This window comes from Serratia sp. EWG9 (assembly GCF_019913725.1).
GTDB lineage: Bacteria > Pseudomonadota > Gammaproteobacteria > Enterobacterales > Enterobacteriaceae > Serratia > Serratia ureilytica.
On record NZ_JADNRO010000009.1, the window covers coordinates 95,703 to 114,880 of the forward strand.

The following is a 19,178-nucleotide window of genomic DNA, read 5'->3' on the forward strand; positions in this document are numbered from 1 at the left end:
GAATCGCGGGCTACAAGCGTTGATAAAGCGATAAATACTCTTTCGCCGCCACCGGCCAGCCGAAGTCCACGCTCATGGCGTGGCGCTGAACGTGGCGCCAGTGTTTCGGCCGGCTCCACAGCACCATGGCGCGGCGGATGGCGTTGCCCAGCGCGACAGCGTCGCAATCGTCGAACACGAATCCGCTGGCGGTGCCGTCGGCCAGGTTCTCCAGCGCGCAGTCCACGACCGTGTCCGCCAGTCCGCCGGTGCGGCGCACTAGCGGCAGCGTGCCGTATTTCAGGCCGTAGAGCTGCGTCAGGCCGCAGGGCTCGAAGCGGCTCGGCACCAGAATGACGTCGGCGCCGCCGATGATGCGGTGGGAGAAGGATTCGTGATAACCGATCTGCACGCCGACCTGCTCAGGGTAGTCGGCGGCGGCGGCCAGAAACGCCTGCTGCAGCACCGCGTCGCCGGCGCCCAGCAGCGCCAACTGCCCGCCCTGCGCCAGCAATTCGGGCAACGCCTGCAGCACCAGATCGAGGCCTTTCTGGCTGGTCAATCGGCTCACCACCGCGAACACCGGCAGCGATTCGTCCACCTTCAGCCCCATGGCCTTTTGCAGATGCAGCTTGTTTTTGACCTTGCTTTTCAGATCGTCGGCGTCGTAGCGGGCGCTCAGCCGCGGGTCGTGGGCCGGATCCCAAATCTTGTCGTCCACGCCGTTGAGGATGCCGCTCAACCTGCCTTGCCGCTGCCGCTCCTGCAGCAGCCCCTCCATGCCGTAGCCAAACTCCGGCCGGGTGATCTCGCGCGCATAGGTCGGGCTGACGGCGGTCACGTGGTCGGCATAAAACAGCCCGGCCTTGAGGAACGACATCTGGCCGTAGAACTCCAGGCCATAAACGTCGTAAAACGACGCCGGCAGCCACAGCTCGGTCACGTGATGGGCGGAGAACAGGCCCTGATAGGCCAGGTTGTGCACGGTGAACACCGAACGCGCCGGGTGGCCGTTGGCGGCCAGATAGGCGCAGCTCAGACCGGCATGCCAGTCGTGGGCGTGCACCAGCTGCGGACGCCAGTAGCGATCCAGCCCCTTGGCCAGCTCGCAGGCCATCCAGCCCAGCAGCGCAAAGCGCCGGTGGTTGTCGGGGTAGGCGTACATGGACTGATCGTGGTATGGGCTGCCCGGCCGGTCATACAGCCAGGGCGCATCGATCAGGTAAATGCCCACGCCATGGTAGGTGCCGTAACGCAGGCCGACACGGCCGGCGAACGAGTCTATCTCCGCCACCAGCACGGTGTCGGGTATGCCGTTGCGTACGTCAGGGAAAGCGGGCAATAGCACCCGAACATCGGCGCCTTCGGCGATTTGCGCCGCCGGCAGCGCGCCAACCACGTCTGCGAGTCCGCCCGTTTTCAGCAGGGGGAACATTTCAGAACATACGTGTAAGACCTGCATTATCACTCCTGAAAGTCGGCCGAAGGCCTCTGGATAAGAAATAAAGCAGGCTTGCCGCTGTTATGTGTGCCGCGTTGCGCAAGCCATCGAACCGTTCATCGGGCGGCAGGCTATCGTTCTGCCCCCCACGTTAACTCACAATTTTGACAACATTTCGCGCGTCACCAGCACGATGCCGCCTTCCGAGCGATAGAAACGCTTGCTGTCCTCATCGGCGTTTTCCCCGATCACCATGCCCTCCGGAATATGGCAGGCGCGGTCGATGATGCAGCGCCGCAGGCGGCAGGAACGGCCGACGTTCACGTCCGGCAACAATACGGTAGAGTCGATGGTGCAAAACGAGTTCACTCGCACGCGCGGGAACAGCACCGAATGCACCACCACCGAGCCCGAGACGATGCAACCGCCGGACACCAGCGAATTCATGGTCATGCCATGGCTACCGGAGCGATCCTGCACGAACTTGGCCGGCGGCAGCGGTTCCATGTGGGTGCGAATCGGCCAGGCGCGGTCGTACATGTCCAGCTCCGGCGTCACCGACGCCAGATCGAGATTGGCGCGCCAGTAAGCGTCCAGCGTGCCCACGTCGCGCCAGTAAGGCGGCAAGTCGGGGTTGGACGTCACGCAGGACAAGGTAAACGGATGCGCCCACGCCGCCTGCTGCGCGGTGATTTTCGGGATCAGATCCTTGCCGAAATCGTGGCTGGAGCCGGGGGTCGACATATCCTCTTCCAGCAGTTGGAACAGGTAGGCGGCATTAAAAATATAGATGCCCATGCTGGCCAGCGACATATCCGGGTTGCCCGGCATCGCCGGCGGATCGGCGGGCTTTTCCAGAAACTCGATGATGCGGTCGCTTTCATCCACCTTCATCACGCCGAATTCGCCGGCTTCGCTGCGCGGCACCGGCAGGCAAGCCACGGTGCACTGAGCGCCCTTCTCGACGTGGTCGATCAGCATGCGCGAATAATCCATCTTGTAGATGTGATCGCCCGCCAGGATCACCACGTATTCGGCCTCGTAGCGGCGGATGATATCCAGGTTCTGGTACACCGCGTCGGCGGTGCCCTTGTACCAATGCTCGGTGCTGAGGCGCTGCTGGGCCGGCAGCAGATCGACGAACTCATTCATCTCCTCGTTGAGGAACGACCAGCCGCGCTGAATGTGCTGCACCAGCGTGTGCGACTGGTATTGGGTGATCACGCCGATGCGGCGGATGCCGGAGTTCAGGCAGTTCGACAAGGCGAAGTCGATGATGCGGAATTTGCCGCCAAAGTGGACGGCGGGCTTGGCGCGGGTGGAGGTCAAATCTTTCAGACGTGAACCGCGGCCGCCGGCCAGGATCAGCGCTACGGATTTAATCGGCAGCTGGCGCGCCAACATCAGGGGGTCTTTATTTTCAAACCTAACCATAGCGGACTCCTTTTATTATTTCCGTACCAGTACGCAAAGCGAGCGCGCGGCCTGGTGCCAGGCGGGCAATACCGCCCGTGAGTCTTCCTGAGTGAACGGGGCGACAACCTGCCAATCGCCTTCCGGCAACCTCATCTCCGTCGTTTGCGGCGTGGCGTTGATCAGCAGCAGCCAGCGCTGCGACAGCAGGATCTGCATGAGCGGCTCGCCCTGCTCCCACTGCTGCGCGTCGAGCGCCTGCCCTTGCGCGTTCAGCCACTGCACGCTGCCGTCGTCCTGCTGCCACCAGCGGTCCTGCTGCAGCGCGGGGATCTGGCGGCGCAGCGCGATCAGCGCCGCGACGTAATCGGTCAGCGCGTCGTCCGCCGTGGCCCAATCGAGCCAGGTGGTGGCGTTGTCCTGACAATAGGCATTGTTGTTCCCCTGCTGGCTGTGTCCCTGTTCATCGCCGGCCAGCAGCATCGGCGTTCCCTGGGACAGCAACAGCGTGGCGAGCATCGCCCGCTGGCTGGCCCTGCGGCGTTGCACAATGGCGTCGTCGGCGACCAGGCCTTCGACGCCGTGGTTGTTGCTGAAATTGCGATCGCTGCCGTCGCGGTTGCCCTCGCCGTTGGGCTGATTGTGTTTCTCATTGAAGCTGACCACGTCCTGCAGGGTAAAACCGTCATGGGCGGTCAGCATATTGACGGTGGCGTAAGGCGCTCGCCCGCGCTGGTTATACAGATCGCTGGAAGCGGCAAAACGCCGGGCGAACTGGCCGAGCGATACGCCGCTCTGCAGCCAGAAACGACGCATGTCATCGCGGTAATGATCGTTCCATTCGGCGAAGCGGCCGGGAAACGCCCCCACCTGATAGCCGCCGGGGCCAATGTCCCAGGGTTCGGCGATCAGCTTGCAGCGCGACAGCACATCGTCCGCCAGCATCGCCTGGAACAGCGGCGCATCGCGATCGAACCCCGGCGTGCGGCCGAGCACGCTGCCCAGATCGAAACGGAAGCCGTCGACGTGGCACTCCCGCACCCAAAAACGCAGGCAATCCATCACCCAGGCCACGCCCTGCGGCTGATCCAACCGCAGCGTGTTGCCGCAGCCGGTGTCGTTGACATAGTCCCCTTCGGGCGTCAGCCAGTAGTAGCTCAGGTTATCGATGCCGCTCAGCGACAGCATCGGCCCGTCCATATCCAGCTCGGCGCTGTGGTTGAACACCACGTCGAGGATCACCTCGATGCCGGCTTTGTGCAGCGCCTTGACCGCATCGCGGAATTCGTTCAGCGGCGTGGCATCGGTGCTTAGGCTGGCGTAGCGGTTGTCCGGCGCATAGGGCGCCAGCACGTTATAGCCCCAATAGTTGATCAGCCCCAACCGCTGCAGGCGCGGTTCGGAGGTATGTTGCTGCACCGGCAGCAGTTCCAGCGCGGTGATGCCGAGGCGTTTGAAGTGGGCGATCATCGCCGGGTGCCCCAATGCGGCGAAGCTGCCGCGCAGCGCCGGCGGGATCTGCGGGTGCAGCAGCGTCAGGCCGCGCACGTGCGCTTCGTAAATCACCGTCTGTCCCCAGGGCGTGGCAGGCGGGCGATCGTCCTGCCAGTCATACTGTTCGTCCACCACCACGCACTTCGGCATCAGCTCCGCACTGTCGTGCGGGTCCGGCTGCTCGTAACCGCCGTGCAGGTGCGGGTGATCCGCCACCGGCCCTTCCACCGCGCGCGCGGCCGGATCGAGCGCCAGTTTGTTGGGGTTAAAACGCTGTCCGTTCGCCGGGTCAAACGGGCCGTAGACCCGGTAACCGTAACGTTGCCCCGGCCTGCCGCCCGGTAAGTAGCCATGCCAGATATCGCCGCTGCGCGCCGGCAGCGGCAGGCGCACTTCGCGCTGCTGGCCGTCGAACAGGCACAGCTCCACCCGCTCGGCGTGCGCCGAGTACAGGGTAAAGTTGATGCCTTCGCCGTCGTAATGCGCGCCCAGCGGCGCGGCGAGGCCGGCCGTCAGCTCCGTCATGGCGCCTCCCGCAGCAGATAAATGGTCGCCAGCGGCGGCAGCGTTACGCAGATGGAGAAGTCGCGGCCGTGGCTGCCGACCGCTTCGGAAGAGACCCGCCCCTGATTGCCGGCGTTGCTGCCGTGATAGTGGTGCGAATCGGTATTGAGGATCTCGCGGTAGTCACCGGCGCGCGAGAGGCCGATGCGGTAGCGGTAGCGCGGCACCGGGGTAAAGTTGCTGATGGCGATCAGCTCATTGCCCTGCGAATCGTAGCGCGCGAACGCGAACACCGAGTTGTCGTGATCATCGACCACCAGCCACTCGAAGCCGTCCGGCCGGTAGTCGCGCTCGTACAGCGGCGCCTGCTGCCGGTAGCAGTGGTTCAGATCGCGCACCAGCCGCTGCACGCCGTTATGCCAGTTATCCAACCCTTCCAATAAATGCCAGTCGAGGCTGGTATCGAAATTCCACTCGCGCCCCTGTGCGAATTCGCAGCCCATAAACAGCAGCTTCTTGCCCGGATGCGCCCACATAAAGCCGTAATAGGCGCGCAGGTTGGCGAATTTCTGCCAGGCGTCGCCCGGCATACGGTCGAGGACCGATTTTTTGCCGTGCACCACTTCATCGTGCGAGATAGGCAGCACGAAGTTCTCGGTATAGGCGTACAGCATGCCGAAGGTCATCTGGTTGTGGTGATACTTGCGGTGCACCGGATCGCACTTCATGTAATTGAGCGTGTCGTGCATCCAGCCGAGGTTCCATTTGTAGTGGAACCCAAGGCCGTTGGCGTCCGGCGGCAGGGTGACGCCGGGATAGTCGGTGGATTCCTCCGCCAGCGTCACCGCGCCCGGCTGCGCCTGGCCGATAGTCTGGTTGGTATAACGCAGGAAGGCGATGGCCTCCAGATTCTCGTTGCCGCCGTAGTAATTCGGCACCCACTCGCCGTCGGCGCGGCTGTAGTCGCGATAGATCATCGACGCCACCGCATCCACCCGCAGCGCGTCGATGCCGAAGCGCTCCAGCCAATACAGCGCGTTGCCCGCCAGGTAGTTGCGCACCTCGTGGCGACCGTAGTTGTAAATCAGCGTATTCCAGTCCTGATGGTAGCCCTCGCGCGGATCGGCGTATTCGTACAGCGCAGTGCCATCGAAATTCGCCAGGCCGTAGGCGTCGCTGGGGAAGTGCCCCGGCACCCAGTCGAGGATCACGTTGATGCCCGCCTCATGCGCCGCCGCCACAAACGCCCTGAAGTCGGCCGGCGTGCCGAAGCGCCGGGTCGGCGCATACAGCCCCAGCGGCTGGTAGCCCCAGCTGCCGTCGAACGGGTGCTCGTTGACCGGCAGCAGCTCGATATGGGTGAATCCCATGTCCTTCACATAGTCGATCAGCTGCACCGCCAGTTCACCGTAGCTGAGCCAAAAGTGGTTATCGGTGTGGCGCCGCCATGATCCGAGATGCACCTCGTAAATGGCGATCGGCTGGTCAAAATCGTTGGCGCGGCGGCGCGCCGGCGTCGACGGCACCACCTCCGGCAGCGGCGCCACCAGCGAGGCGGTATCCGGGCGCATCTGCGCCTCAAAGGCGTAAGGATCGGCTTTCAGTTGGGTATTGCCATAGCAATCGACGATTTCATATTTGTACAGCTGCCCGGCCCGCACGCCGGGCAAGAACAACTCCCAGATGCCGTTCTCACGCCGCAGACGCATCGGGTGGCGGCGGCCGTCCCAGAAGTTGAATTCCCCCACCACCGAGACGCGCTGCGCGTTGGGCGCCCAGACCGCAAAGCTGACGCCGTCGACGCCATCCAGCGTGACGAGGTGAGCGCCCAGCCGTTCATAGGGGCGCAGGTGCGTGCCTTCGGCCAATAACCAGCTGTCGATATCCTGCAGCAGCGGGCCGAACCGGTAGGGATCGTCGACGATCTGTTGATGATCGCGCCAGCTGACCTGCAGCTGATAGCGGAAAGGATTTTTTCGCCGCGGCACCACGGCGCTGAAGAAACCGCGCGGATCGTCGCAGTTCAGCTGCACCAGTCGCCGGCCGGTTTGCTGTTCCACCAGCCAGACTGCGCCGGCGTCCGGCAGCAGCGCGCGCACTTGCAGACCGTTATCGGTCGCATGCATGCCAAGCAGAGCAAAGGGATCGGCGTAATGGCCGGAGATGATCTGATCAATCACGTCACGATCGGGAAGTACAGGCATAGTCTTCTTCCTTAGATTAACAGCATGATCTAAGCACGGCTTGTTGGTTATTCCTTGGCCGTTTTGGTCATCATGCAATGCATTCGGACTCTAAAGCGTGATTGCGGTCGGTTATTGACCAATCTTTACTCTGCCGACCTGAATTTCGCTCTTTATGCTTATTTTTTGAAATATTTCAGTCATGGTGAAAAAGTGTTCACCCCTGCGTTAAGCATAGCCAATGTCTGTTAAAAACGGCTCGGCATTGGTGAGGAAAATTCTTCATTAAGAAAACTGCCAGCCTGACGGCATCTGCATGCGGCGGCCGACGAGAAGAGATGCGGGGTACAGCCCAATGAAACGAGACTTGCGATAACGCTGCCCGACGCGGCGCGCAGCGAACAAAAAAGCGGAAAATAAGGCGTTAGGGGGCTGAAAGCGCTCAGCCCCCAGGAAGTGCGGGTTTACAACAAAGTACAGAAGCAGCAGGTATCGCCTATTCCAAAGCAGAGATCACCTTCTCAAGAAACGATCGCGCCGTGTATCCCCATGGCGCTGGTGCAAACTCCCCATCAGCAAGTTCAGCAACAGCAAGTTCAAGCTGTTGTTCCTCAGGATATTGCGCCAGCAACGCTCGTGCTTCATCGACGGTTTTTCTCACTGTCGCGGTATTTTCCGTCTCCCGATAAGAGGCCAGGATCTCTTCTACAGACTCTCCAAATAAATCATAATCTTGCCCAAAAAAAACACGCACAAGTGTACCGAGATTAGCGACTGAAAAGCCCATAGGGTCCCTTATCTGATAATGGGGTAAGCGGTTAAAATGTAATACGGCTTACCGTTGTAAATTTTCTTTAGCAAGACAACCCGCACGCTGTTGGACGTTAATTGAATTGTGCTTCCTTGCCTGTAGCCAAAACCAACCGCTTTACCCACCTTATGCGTGAGTTCAAGCACGTTGGCCGAAGTAGGCTGTTGCGCCCAGCGCTTAATAAGCGCGTTATTCACTTTCAACGCCCGACTAATCGCGTCTTCAGCAGTACGTAAATCTGTAAATGTCGAGGCTGACTGTAAACCAGGACTCTTTGCCAAGCGCTCCAGCAGCTCTTCTGAACTTTTAGCAACATGCTTAGCAATAGTGTGCCCACCTCCTTTTGCACCGGCTATAGACTCGTGTTCAAGCAATTTTAATTGCCCCACCCGAACGGAAGCCACGCGTACAGCGCCTAAAGCGGTTGCAAACACCAAAGGAACGGCAATATCTACCGTTAAACCGACGTTGTAAGCCATATCTTCGTCGGCCCCCAGACTCTGAGCCAGCAAAACCGCCGACTTGTAAGTGTCTGTAGTCAATGATCGGCCGGTAATGATCTGATTTGATGCGGTTTTTATGCTATCCATGCTATGAGTGCCAACGACCACGCATCCCACTTTGGTTAACAATGTTGGGTCAGGCGCATAGCACATCACCCCAGCCCCAAGAAGTTCGACGACTCCCCCCGCTAAACCCAGTCCACCCATGAGCCGATTACCCCAGGTTTCCCCTTCTGTGACCGTGCTATCCGACATCACGGCCGCTAGCTGCACGGGTGAAAGCGCGACCTGCAATCCTTCGTTGGAAATCATATCCCTATACCTGCGCTATGTTGCCAATGCGCTTATAAATATCACAGGGAAGATTAACTTGTAACCACATTCAGACCATACCGACATGACTCCGCTCATATGAAAAAGCCCGCAATAAGCGGGCTTTGAAATACAACAGATGAACTGGCGAGCGGGTTTACAGCAGGATGCGCAGCATGCGGCGCAGCGGCTCGGCCGCGCCCCACAGCAGTTGGTCGCCCACGGTGAACGCCGACAGGTACTCCGGCCCCATATTCAGCTTGCGCAGACGGCCGACCGGCGTATTCAGCGTGCCGGTCACCGCCGCTGGCGTCAGTTCGCGCATGGTCAGCTCGCGGTCGTTCGGGATCACGCGCACCCAGTCGTTGTGCGTCGCCAGCATCTGCTCGATTTCCGGCAGCGACACGTCTTTTTTCAGCTTCAGGGTGAACGCCTGGCTGTGGCAGCGCAGCGCGCCCACGCGCACGCACAGGCCATCGACCGGGATCACGCTGCCGGTGTTGAGGATCTTGTTGGTCTCCGCCTGGCCTTTCCACTCTTCGCGGCTCTGGCCGTTGTCGAGCTGTTTGTCGATCCACGGGATCAGGCTGCCGGCCAGCGGCACGCCGAAGTTGTCGGTCGGCAGTTTGCCGCTGCGGGTCGCCTCGGTCACCTTGCGTTCGATATCCAGAATGGCGGAGGCCGGATCCTGCAGCTCTTTCGCCACGTCGGCGTGCAGCATGCCCATTTGGGTCAGCAGTTCGCGCATGTGGCGCGCGCCGCCGCCGGAGGCCGCCTGGTAGGTGGCGACCGACGCCCACTCCACCAGATCGTTGGCGAACAGGCCGCCGAGGGACATCAGCATCAGGCTGACGGTGCAGTTGCCGCCGACGAAGGTTTTGATGCCTTTGTCCAGGCCCTGCTGGATCACCGCGTGGTTGACCGGATCCAGAATGATGATGGCGTCATCCTGCATGCGCAGCGACGAAGCCGCGTCGATCCAGTAACCCTGCCAACCGCTGGCGCGCAGCTTAGGATAAACTTCGTTGGTATAATCGCCGCCCTGACAGGTAATAATGATATCGAGCGCGCTCAGGGCGTCGATGTCATAGGCATCCTGCAGCGTGCCCTGCTGGCCGCCGAAGGCCGGCGCGGCAGAACCGTGCTGCGAGGTGGAGAAAAAGACCGGGCGAATGGCGTCGAAATCGCGCTCTTCCGTCATGCGTTGCATGAGAACCGAGCCGACCATTCCGCGCCAACCGATGAAACCAACGTTTTTCATGATATCTGTGTCCCGCCCGGATAAGGGCTTATTAGGTGATAACGAGTTGTGTGCAATATCTCCTCACCTTACAAAATGTCGGCGCGGGCGCAAAGTGAATTTATTCGATGGCTGGGGATTTCTCAGCAATCCTTCTTATATAGCCGTCGTCTTTCAAACTGCAGCGTTGTTGCCTGCACGTAGTTACGTGGCCCATCCGTGGGCCACGCCCCAAGGGGCCGCTGCGAGCAGCGTTCAAATCTGCTCCCGGCAGATTTGTCATACCCCAGTCACTTACTTGAGTAAGCTCCTGGGGATGCGATCGCTGGGCGCCTAGCTGCAATTTGAAATCCATAGGGTACAGGCAAGGACGCGGCCGAAAAGGCCGAGGCGTTTTCCCAATCACGAGGGCACCATGACAGAGATGATTTCCGCTACGGTATTGCTGTTTTTAATTATGGATCCGCTGGGCAACCTGCCGATTTTCATGTCGGTGCTCAAACACCTGGAACCGCGCCGCCGCCGCGTGGTGTTGATTCGCGAGCTGCTGATCGCCCTGCTGCTGATGCTGATCTTCCTGTTCGCCGGCGAGAAAATTCTGGCGTTCCTCAACCTGCGCACCGAAACCGTCTCCATTTCCGGCGGCATCATCCTGTTTCTGATCGCCATCAAGATGATTTTCCCCTCGCAGGAAGGAAACAGCTCCGGGCTGTCCGCCGGCGAGGAGCCGTTCCTGGTGCCGCTGGCGATCCCGCTGGTGGCCGGGCCGTCGATTCTGGCTGCATTGATGCTGCTGTCGCACCAGTATCCGCATCAGCTGCCCCATCTGGTGGCGGCGCTGTTGATCGCCTGGGGCCTCTCTGCGGCCATTTTGCTGATGTCGAACCTGTTCCTGCGCCTGCTGGGCAGCAAAGGCGTCAGCGCGCTGGAGCGGTTGATGGGGCTGATTCTGGTGATGCTGTCGACCCAGATGTTCCTGGACGGCGTGCGGGCTTACATGAAGCTGTAGGCGCCTGGCGGCGCCGACAACGGCCCGTGCTCAGCGGGCGGTAACGCGGCGAATATAGGCGAGCGTATCGGCGACCACGCCGTCCAGCGGCTGGTTGATGTCGATCGCTTGCACATCCGGCTCCTGCTCGCCCGGCTCTTCCAACGTGGCGAACTGCGAAACCAGCATCTGCGGTTTGAAGAAGTGACCTTTGCGCTGCTTCAGGCGCTCCTCGATCACCGCCTTGTCGCCTTTCAGGTAGAGGAAATGCAGGTTGCTATTCCCTTCGCGCAGGCGGTCGCGATAGCTTTTCTTCAGCGCCGAGCAGACCAGCAGCGACACGGGATTGGTGCGTTGCATGGCGAAGATGGCGTCGTTCAAGGCCGCCAGCCACGGGGCGCGATCGTTGTCGTCCAGCGCATGCCCGGCAGCCATCTTGTTGATGTTGGCGCGCGGATGCAGATAATCGCCGTCCAGCATGGCGGCATCGGCCTCGCGGGCGACGGCGCTGGCTACGGCGGATTTGCCGCTGCCGGACACGCCCATCAGGATAAATACGTGATTCTGCGGATTGCTCATTGTGTCATGCCCTTATGGGAACTGGCGCAAACGCGCCAAATGCGTCCCGACTGATAAAGATACTTTGGAACGCCGACGCCCCGCAGGGCGCCGGATAAAGATTATACGACCGTCGCCAGCAGCAGGCAGCCCACCAGGCCGCACACCGAGATGATGGTTTCCAACACTGACCAGGATTTGATGGTTTCCATGATGCTCAGGTTGAAGTACTCCTTGAACAGCCAGAAACCCGGATCGTTGACGTGCGAGAAGATAACGCTGCCGGAACCGACCGCAATCACCATCAGCTCAGGGCTGACGCCGGTAGTGGCGATCAGCGGCGCCACGATGCCGCCGGCGGTGATTGCCGCCACAGTGGCGGACCCCAGCGCCAGACGCAGCGCGGCGGCGATCGACCAGGCCATCAGGATCGGCGAAACGTTGCTGCCTTCCATCAGACCGGCGATGTACTTCTCGACGCCGCTGTCCACCAGCACCTGCTTGAAGGCGCCGCCGCCGCCGATGATCAACAGCATCATGGCGATGATTTTAATCGAATCGGTGATGGTGCCCATCACTTCATCCATGGTGCGGCCGCGGTTCAGGCCGAAGGTGAAGATGGCGATCAGCACGGCGATCAGGGTCGCCATCACCGGGTCGCCGAAGAACTCGGCGAAGCGCAGCAGGCTGTGCCCCTTCGGCAGCACCATTTCAGCGACCGCGCGCAGCGCCATCAGGATCACCGGCACCAGCGACGTGGCGACGCTGACGCCAAAGCTCGGCATCTCCGCGTCGGTAAAGGTTTTCGGGTTGTACAGGCCTTCCGGCACCGGCTTGTCGATGCCTTTCAGGAAGCGGGCATAGACCGGGCCGGCCAGGATCACCGTCGGGATCGCCAGCAGCGTGCCGTACAACAGGGTTTTACCCATGTCGGCATGGAAGATGGTGGCGATAGCGGTCGGGCCCGGGTGCGGCGGCAGGAAGCCGTGAGTCACCGACAGCGCGGCGGCCATCGGCACGCCGACGTACAGCAGCGGAATGCGCGCGGAGGCGGCGATGGTGAACACCAGCGGCAGCAACAGCACGAAGCCCACTTCGTAGAACAGCGCGAAGCCGACGGTGAAACCGGTCAGCACCACCGCCCATTGAATGTGTTTTCTGCCGAACTTGTCGATCAGCGTGGTGGCGATGCGCTGTGCGCCGCCGCAGTCCGCCAGCAGCTTGCCGAGCATGGCGCCGAAGCCCATGATCAGCGCCAGGCTGCCCAGCGTGCCGCCCACGCCGGCCTTGATGGAGCCGATGACCTTATCGACCGGCATCCCCTGTGCAATCCCGACCGCCAGAGCAACCAGAACCAGAGAGATAAAGCCGTTCAGCTTGAAGCGGATCATCAGCAGCAGCAGCAGCGCTACGCCGCCTGCAACAATCACTAATGGCATAGTTTTTCTCCAACCTTTTATCGCGACTCTCTTTACGATAGGCGTAAAGCGTGCGGTTGTTTTATTTTTAGGCTCTTTCCCGGTGTTTAAGAAGAGCTGTAGGTGTTGTTGATTCAGAGGTTCAGTCTTGCAGCAAGATGACCGCCCACTCGTTGTTACCGGTATCATGATACCGGTAACAACATAATCCTCGGAACCGGGTAAGCGGCTAAAATTCGCGTTCTGGGACAGAGATCAAACTTATGTCGGCAACGAGCGGCGGGCTTACAGGCGGGATAACCAGCGCGCCTCAGGACGCGCTGCAAAAAGAAAGGGTGTTAAAACAGAACGTTAAAATGGCTCAGATGCTGCCGCCTGGGATCACGGTGAAACCGACGTCCACCATGCGCGGACACACCGTTTCGCCGCGCAGCCGGGCCAGCAGGCGCTCGGCGCCGATCTGCCCCATGCGCTCGCGCGGGGTCAACACGCTGGCCAGCTTCGGCACCATCACCTGACCTATGTCATGGCCGTGGAAACCGGCGATCGCCATGTCCTGCGGGATCGACAGCCCCTGTCGCTGGCACTCGAAGGCCGCGCCGATCGCCAGGTCATCGTTGGTGCAGAAGATACTGTCGATCTGCGGATAATCGCGCTGCGCCTGGCGCAGCAGCTCGCCGCCGGCGGAATAGGAGGAAGAACGCGCGGTCATGATGCTGTACGGCTCCAGGCCGGATTCACGCATCGCCTGCTCATACCCCTGTTGTTTGATGATAGTACGTTCATCCTGACGGGCGCCGAAGTAGACCACGTGACGGTGGCCGTGCGCGATGATTTGCTGCGTCATCTGGCGCGCCGCCTCGAAGTTGTTGAAGCCCACCGCCAGATCGATGCACGGCGAGACGCAGTCCATCAGCTCTACCACCGGAATGCCCGCCACCTCGATCATCTTCAGGGTGCGCGGCGTGTGGTGGCGCTCGGACAGGATCAAACCGTCGATATTGTAAGACAGCAGCGAGGTCAGACGCTCTTCTTCGCGCTCCGGCAGATAGCCGTAGTGCGCCAGCATGGTCTGGTAGTTGTGCGCGTCGGTCACGCTTTCGATGCCGCGCAGCACTTCGGCGAACACCTGGTTGGTCAGCGACGGCAACAGCACGCCAATCGCCCGGCTGGTGGCGTTGGAGAGAATGTCCGGCGCGCGGTTGGGGATGTAGCCCAGCTCATCCAGCGCGACGGCGATTTTTTGCTGCAGGGCGGCGGAAACCTGGTCGGGATTGCGCAGATAACGGCTCACCGTCATCTTGGTCACGCCCACCTTGTCCGCCACATCCTGGAGTACCGGCCGTTTTTTCTTCATTATCAATGAACTGACTAACCGTGAATGGGCAGTCATTTTAGCAAAAAAAACGGCGCGCCGATATTGTCGGTTATGCGACGGCCAACGCAAAAAGGGCTCACACCGTGAGCCCTTCATACGCAGACAAAGGGGGAAAAAGCGTGGTTTCTCCCCCTTTGTGACGAGCAGCCGAAAATCAATAAATTGATTTTCCTTGTTTTTATATGTTTTGCCGGCGTTAAGTCAGGCAACGTCGGCAGGCGAATCACTCACTTCAAGGGCTCACACCGTGAGCCCTTGATATTTACCGCTTAATCACACCGGCGGCAGATCGAACAGCAGGATTTCGCTCTCTTCGTCGGCCTGAATCGTCAGCGCCGATTCATCCCACACCGCAAACGCGTCGCTGATGCCGGCGGCCTGGCCATTGACCGAGACCTTGCCGCGCACCACCTGGATCCAAATGCGGCGTCCGGCGTCGATCGCGTATTCCGCCTGCTCACCTTTATTCAGCGCCCAACGCGACAGCGTCATGTCCTGGAACACCTTCAGCGAGCCGTCACGCGCATCCGGCGACAGCACCAGCTGACGGCCCTGCGGCGCGTCGAACATGCGCTGTTCGTAGCGCGGCTCCAGCCCGACCTGATCCGGGATGATCCAAATCTGGTACAGGTGCAACGGACGATCCTGATTGGCGTTGTACTCGGAGTGACGCACGCCGGTGCCCGCACTCATGATCTGGAATTCGCCGGCCTGGATCTGCTCCTTGTTGCCCATGCTGTCCTGGTGTTCCACCGTGCCGCTCAGCACGTAGGTCAGGATTTCCATGTCTTTATGCGGGTGGGTACCGAAACCCTGCCCTGCGTCGATCACATCTTCGTTGATCACCCGCAGCGCCGAGAACCCCATAAAGTTCGGATCGTAGTAATCGGCAAATGAGAAGGTGTGCCAGCTATCCAGCCAGCCATGATTGGCGTGGCCGCGGTCTTCCGCTTTACGTACATAAATCATATTCAACTCTCCTCAATGTTTTTTTACAGTCTAGTCCTGCCAGCAGAATAAGAAAGCGTAAAAAACTCATGCCTCTGTTCAAAAATTTCGATGAAATGAAACGGCGGATGGGCAGCGGATTTGTTGAAAGCGGGAACGACTGAAAAATGGCAAAAAAAAGCCAGCACCCGAGCTGGCTAAGTAAACACTGGAAGCAATGTGAGCAATGTCGTGCCTTCGCAGCGAGAGTATCAAGGGTTGATGCCCTCCCCGGAACGCATCGCAATAATAATCATTATCATTCGCACCTGTAAAGCGTTTTTTTTTGACCCGTTTAAATAATATTGACTCAAGGCAGTAAACGGATAAATTCAGAGGTTATTCAACCGGTAAGCGACAGGAGCAGCGAGATGAGCGAGATCGTGATACGCCACGTGGAAACAACGGATGCGCAGGCCCTGCATCATCTTTATTCTCAGACGCCCGTCTACCGCGATACGCTGCAGCTCCCGCTACCGTCCGTCGAGTCCTGGCAGAAGCGCCTCGCCAATCCCGAACCGGGCACGCATAACCTGGCCGCCATCATCGACGGGCAGCTTGCCGGCCAGTTGGTTGTGATGCTGAATCAGCGCGTTCGCCGCCGCCACGTCGCCACCTTCGGCATCGGCGTCGATCCGCGCTACCACGGTAAAGGCGTCGGCAGCCGCCTGATGCAGGCGATGCTCGACCTGTGCGACAACTGGGCGGCCATCGAGCGCATCGAACTGACGGTGTTCACCGATAACCCGGCGGCCATCGCGCTGTACCGCAAATTCGGCTTTGAGATAGAGGGCACCAGCCGTGCCTATGCCATGCGCGACGGCGTGCTGGTCGATGCCTACCATATGGCGCGTCTGCGCTCCGGGCAGCCACGCGCAGATGCGTGATCTCATCCCCCCGCAGGAGCCGCTGCGCCGGCCCCTTAACATCAACCGCCGAACTTTTTTACAAGCGCTGGCCGGCCTGACCGCCGCCGCCGGCATGTTCTCTCCCCTCACCCCATTAGGTGCCGCTATGCCAACTTCCGCCACCGGGCGCCCTGGCGCCCGCAACCTGATTACCGATGTGCCGGGCCTGAAGGTCGGCGTGGCGCAGGACAGCCGGGTGCGCACCGGCGCGACGGTGATCCTGCCGGACAGCCCGGCGATGGCCGCCGTGGACGTGCGCGGCGGCGGCCCCGCCACCCGGGAAACCGACGCCTTGGGCGAAGACAATCTGGTGCAAACCATCGATGCGCTGACGTTCAGCGGCGGTTCAGTTTACGGCCTGGCGGCGGCGGACGGCGTCGCGGCCTGGCTGGGGCAACAGGGCAGAGGCTACGCGCTGCGCCCAGCGCCCGGCGTGCCGGTCTCCCCGATCGTGCCCACCGCCTGCCTGTACGATCTGGCCAACGGCGGTGACAAAAACTGGCAGCTCACGCCGCCGTATCGCCAGTTGGGCATCGACGCGGTCGGCAAGGCTGGATTGGACTTTCCGCTGGGCACCGTCGGCGCCGGCTACGGCGCCATGACCGGCATGGGCAAGCTGAAAGGCGGCCTCGGTTCGGCGTCTATCGTCGCCGCCAACGGCGCTACCGTCGGCGCGCTGGTGGCGGTCAACAGCCTGGGTGCGGTGGTAGCGCCCGGCACCCGCGCTTTCTGGGCGACGCCCTATGAAATTGACGGTGAATTCGGCAACGGCGGCGCGGCGGCGCAGGCGCAACTGCGCGCTCAGGGTGAAGACTGGATGGTGCAAGAGCCGCAGGGCGGCAGAAAGAACACCACCCTGGCCTGCATCGCCACCGATCTGGCGCTGACGCGCGTGGAGTTGAAACGGGTGGCCATCATGGCGCAAGACGGCATGGCGCGCGCTATTCGCCCGCTGCACAGCCCGTTTGACGGCGACGTGGTGTTCGCCCTGTCCACCGGGCAGCGCGAGGTACAGGGCAGCCGCGAACTGGCAGTGCTGCAGATCGGCGCGCTGGCGGCGGACACCCTGGCTCGGGCGATCGCCCGGGGCGTATACGCCGCCACGCCGTGGCCGGGCAGCCAGGTTGCCACCTGGCGAACGCTCGGCGGCTAACGCGCCGCCATCAAAAAGGGGCGCTGGCGGCGCCCCTCGAGTTTTATTGCCCCTTACCGCTTAAATGCCGGCGGTTTCCCGAATATAGCGGCGCGCTTTCACCGCATACTCGAACGGGTTGGCCAGCGCCGGATCCTGCTCGGCTTCCACCACCATCCATCCCTTGTAACCGCGCTCGTCCAGCAGCTTGAACACCGGCCTGAAGTCGATCACGCCATCACCCGGCACGGTAAAGGTGCCCTTCTTCACGCCGTCGAGGAAGCTCAGCTTGTTGGCCTTCACTTCCGCCACCACCTCATCGCGTACGTCCTTCAGATGGACGTGGTTGATGCGCGGCAGATACTTCTCCAGGATCGCCATCATCGCCTGCTGGCTGCCTTCCGAATAGTAGGCGTGGCCGGTATCGAACAGCAGGTAGACGTCGTCGTTGACCATACTCATGTAGCGATCGATTTCGGCGGTGGTCTGAATGCCGGTGCCCATGTGGTGGTGCAGACACACCTGCATGCCTTTGCCGGCAGCGATCTTCGCCAGCTCGTTGTAACCGTCGGCCACCCGCCGCCACTCTTCATCGCTGAAGTACGGCTTCTCTTCGAACACCCCTTTGGTGGTGCCCTGAATGCTCTTGCTCTGTTCGGAACAGCCGATCACCCTGGCGCCCATGGCATGCAGGAAATTCATGTGGTTGATAAATTCATCGATGGTTTTGTCTTTCTGACCATCGGCGAAAAAGGTGCTGAACCAGGCGTTGCAGATCTGGATGCCGCGAATATCCAGCATCGGCTTCAGCACCGCCGGATCGCGCGGATATTTGCTGCCCACTTCGCTGCCGGTGAAGCCGGCCAGCGCCATTTCGCTGACGCACTGCTGAAAGGTGTTTTCCTTGCCCAGATCGGGCATGTCGTCGTTGGTCCAGCCGATCGGCGCAATGGCCAATTTCACGTTGTCTTTATTCATGGTCTGCCTCGGTCCTTGGAGGGCCGCCGGTGCAAACGCCGCCGGCGAGCCGAATAAGATTAGTTGCCCAACAGCTCTCTTTCGATGCGCTCTCTGGTCGCCACCGCCTGGCTCGGCATCTTTTCCGGATAGCCGAACAGCGAGGTACAGATGATCGATTCGCCACCGACCTTGAAGTTGCGGTTGGCGAATTCCATGTCGCGCAGCGTCTGGAACAGGGCGTCGAAATTCACCTCGCCTTCGCCGATGCCGACATGCTGGTGCACCGCGGCGTCAACGCCCGGCGGGTTGACGATATAGCGGCAGTGCTTGGTGTGGTTCATGGTGTCGGCGATCAGCACGTGGGAAAGATCGTCCCCGGCGTACTTCAGCATGCCGGCCACGTCGCCCTGACCCTTGTCGTAGTAGAAGGTGTGCGGCACGCTGTAGAGGTATTTGACGTGGTCGCTGCGCAGCGATTTCACCAGATCGGCGGTTTCGTTGCTCAGCTCACAGAAGTCCCACGGATGCGACTGGATCTCCATACGGATGCCCTCACGCTCGACGATCGGCAGCAGCTCCTCCATCGAGCGATACCACAGCTCCTCACAGATCTCCGGCTCGTTGGGGTTGCCGGCCAACTCGGTGTTGATCACCTGCACGCCCATCTCCACCGCGATTTCGATCATCCGTCGCCAGTTTTTGACCGCCGCCTGGCGGCGATCTTCCCCTGGCCCGGACCAGCGATACACCACGATAAATGAGGATATTTCCACGCCGGTCGCTTTCAGGGCGTTTTTATACTCCGCCATGATTTCGCGGCTGGCCTTCGGATGCTTGTAAAACGGGTTGATCTGCGGGTGCGGCGACTGCTCGATGTACTTATAGCCCCAGTCCGCCACCTGCTGAACCATTTTGGTCACGCCCAAATCCCGGATAACGTCGACATCAAAAGCGATCTTCATGGTCACT

General features: G+C 60.8%; 16 protein-coding genes. 3 read left to right on the plus strand and 13 right to left on the minus strand.

What is annotated here, in order from left to right; translation table 11 throughout:
• Positions 1–10: 10 nt before the first annotated feature.
• The 7 genes from glgA to asd all read right to left on the minus strand — a co-directional run bounded on the left by glgA (position 11) and on the right by asd (position 9,901).
• Positions 11–1,441: a glycogen synthase GlgA gene (glgA, locus tag ITX55_RS18860; RefSeq protein ID WP_033645308.1), complete on the minus strand. Its 1,431-nt coding sequence runs from the start codon at positions 1,439–1,441 to the stop codon at positions 11–13.
• Positions 1,442–1,576: 135 nt separating this feature from the next.
• Positions 1,577–2,854, minus strand: coding sequence for a glucose-1-phosphate adenylyltransferase (gene glgC / locus ITX55_RS18865; protein ID WP_004930810.1), 1,278 nt, complete (start codon positions 2,852–2,854; stop codon positions 1,577–1,579).
• 15 nt (positions 2,855–2,869) lie between these two features.
• Positions 2,870–4,852 carry a glycogen debranching protein GlgX gene (gene glgX, locus ITX55_RS18870; protein ID WP_033645309.1) on the minus strand — a complete coding sequence of 661 codons (1,983 nt, stop codon included), beginning with the start codon at positions 4,850–4,852 and terminating at the stop codon, positions 2,870–2,872.
• Positions 4,849–7,035, minus strand: a complete 2,187-nt coding sequence (glgB, locus tag ITX55_RS18875) for a 1,4-alpha-glucan branching enzyme (RefSeq protein WP_033645310.1) — start codon at positions 7,033–7,035, stop codon at positions 4,849–4,851. Before glgB ends, glgX begins: the two co-directional genes overlap by 4 nt.
• A gap of 475 nt (positions 7,036–7,510) precedes the next feature.
• Positions 7,511–7,801, minus strand: coding sequence for a contact-dependent growth inhibition system immunity protein (locus ITX55_RS18880; RefSeq protein ID WP_033645311.1), 291 nt, complete (start codon positions 7,799–7,801; stop codon positions 7,511–7,513).
• A gap of 8 nt (positions 7,802–7,809) precedes the next feature.
• Positions 7,810–8,640 (minus strand): RNase A-like domain-containing protein, encoded by an 831-nt coding sequence (locus ITX55_RS18885; RefSeq protein ID WP_047026502.1) that lies wholly within the window; start codon positions 8,638–8,640, stop codon positions 7,810–7,812.
• A 157-nt stretch (positions 8,641–8,797) separates the two neighbouring features.
• Positions 8,798–9,901 carry an aspartate-semialdehyde dehydrogenase gene (gene asd / locus ITX55_RS18890; RefSeq protein ID WP_016930397.1) on the minus strand — a complete coding sequence of 368 codons (1,104 nt, stop codon included), beginning with the start codon at positions 9,899–9,901 and terminating at the stop codon, positions 8,798–8,800.
• A 394-nt stretch (positions 9,902–10,295) separates the two neighbouring features.
• Here asd and ITX55_RS18895 point away from each other — a divergent pair, with 394 nt between their 5' ends.
• Complete coding sequence (locus ITX55_RS18895) at positions 10,296–10,889, plus strand: YhgN family NAAT transporter (RefSeq protein WP_025159894.1); 594 nt, start codon at positions 10,296–10,298, stop codon at positions 10,887–10,889.
• A 30-nt stretch (positions 10,890–10,919) separates the two neighbouring features.
• Here ITX55_RS18895 and gntK read toward each other — a convergent pair whose 3' ends face one another.
• From gntK to ITX55_RS18915, 4 genes are all read right to left on the minus strand, one after another.
• Positions 10,920–11,447 carry a gluconokinase gene (gene gntK / locus ITX55_RS18900; protein ID WP_046687937.1) on the minus strand — a complete coding sequence of 176 codons (528 nt, stop codon included), beginning with the start codon at positions 11,445–11,447 and terminating at the stop codon, positions 10,920–10,922.
• A gap of 101 nt (positions 11,448–11,548) precedes the next feature.
• Positions 11,549–12,865 (minus strand): gluconate transporter, encoded by a 1,317-nt coding sequence (gene gntT / locus ITX55_RS18905; protein WP_004930830.1) that lies wholly within the window; start codon positions 12,863–12,865, stop codon positions 11,549–11,551.
• A gap of 340 nt (positions 12,866–13,205) precedes the next feature.
• On the minus strand, positions 13,206–14,201 hold the full coding sequence (gene gntR, locus ITX55_RS18910; protein ID WP_004930833.1) for a gluconate operon transcriptional repressor GntR: 996 nt from the start codon (positions 14,199–14,201) through the stop codon (positions 13,206–13,208).
• 294 nt (positions 14,202–14,495) lie between these two features.
• Complete coding sequence (locus ITX55_RS18915; protein ID WP_033651758.1) at positions 14,496–15,191, minus strand: pirin family protein; 696 nt, start codon at positions 15,189–15,191, stop codon at positions 14,496–14,498.
• Between the two features lie 389 nt (positions 15,192–15,580).
• On the opposite strand from ITX55_RS18915, the gene ITX55_RS18920 reads away from it, so the two are divergent.
• On the plus strand, positions 15,581–16,096 hold the full coding sequence (locus tag ITX55_RS18920; protein ID WP_033651759.1) for a GNAT family N-acetyltransferase: 516 nt from the start codon (positions 15,581–15,583) through the stop codon (positions 16,094–16,096).
• A complete protein-coding gene (locus ITX55_RS18925; RefSeq protein ID WP_089192447.1) occupies positions 16,089–17,270 on the plus strand; it encodes a P1 family peptidase in 1,182 nt (393 codons plus the stop codon). The genes ITX55_RS18920 and ITX55_RS18925 overlap by 8 nt, the downstream gene beginning before the upstream one ends.
• A 60-nt stretch (positions 17,271–17,330) precedes the next feature.
• Here ITX55_RS18925 and iolE read toward each other — a convergent pair whose 3' ends face one another.
• Both iolE and ITX55_RS18935 read right to left on the minus strand, forming a co-directional pair.
• Positions 17,331–18,227, minus strand: a complete 897-nt coding sequence (gene iolE / locus ITX55_RS18930) for a myo-inosose-2 dehydratase (RefSeq protein WP_033645315.1) — start codon at positions 18,225–18,227, stop codon at positions 17,331–17,333.
• 59 nt (positions 18,228–18,286) lie between these two features.
• A complete protein-coding gene (locus ITX55_RS18935) occupies positions 18,287–19,171 on the minus strand; it encodes a sugar phosphate isomerase/epimerase family protein (protein ID WP_033651761.1) in 885 nt (294 codons plus the stop codon).
• Positions 19,172–19,178: the final 7 nt, after the last annotated feature.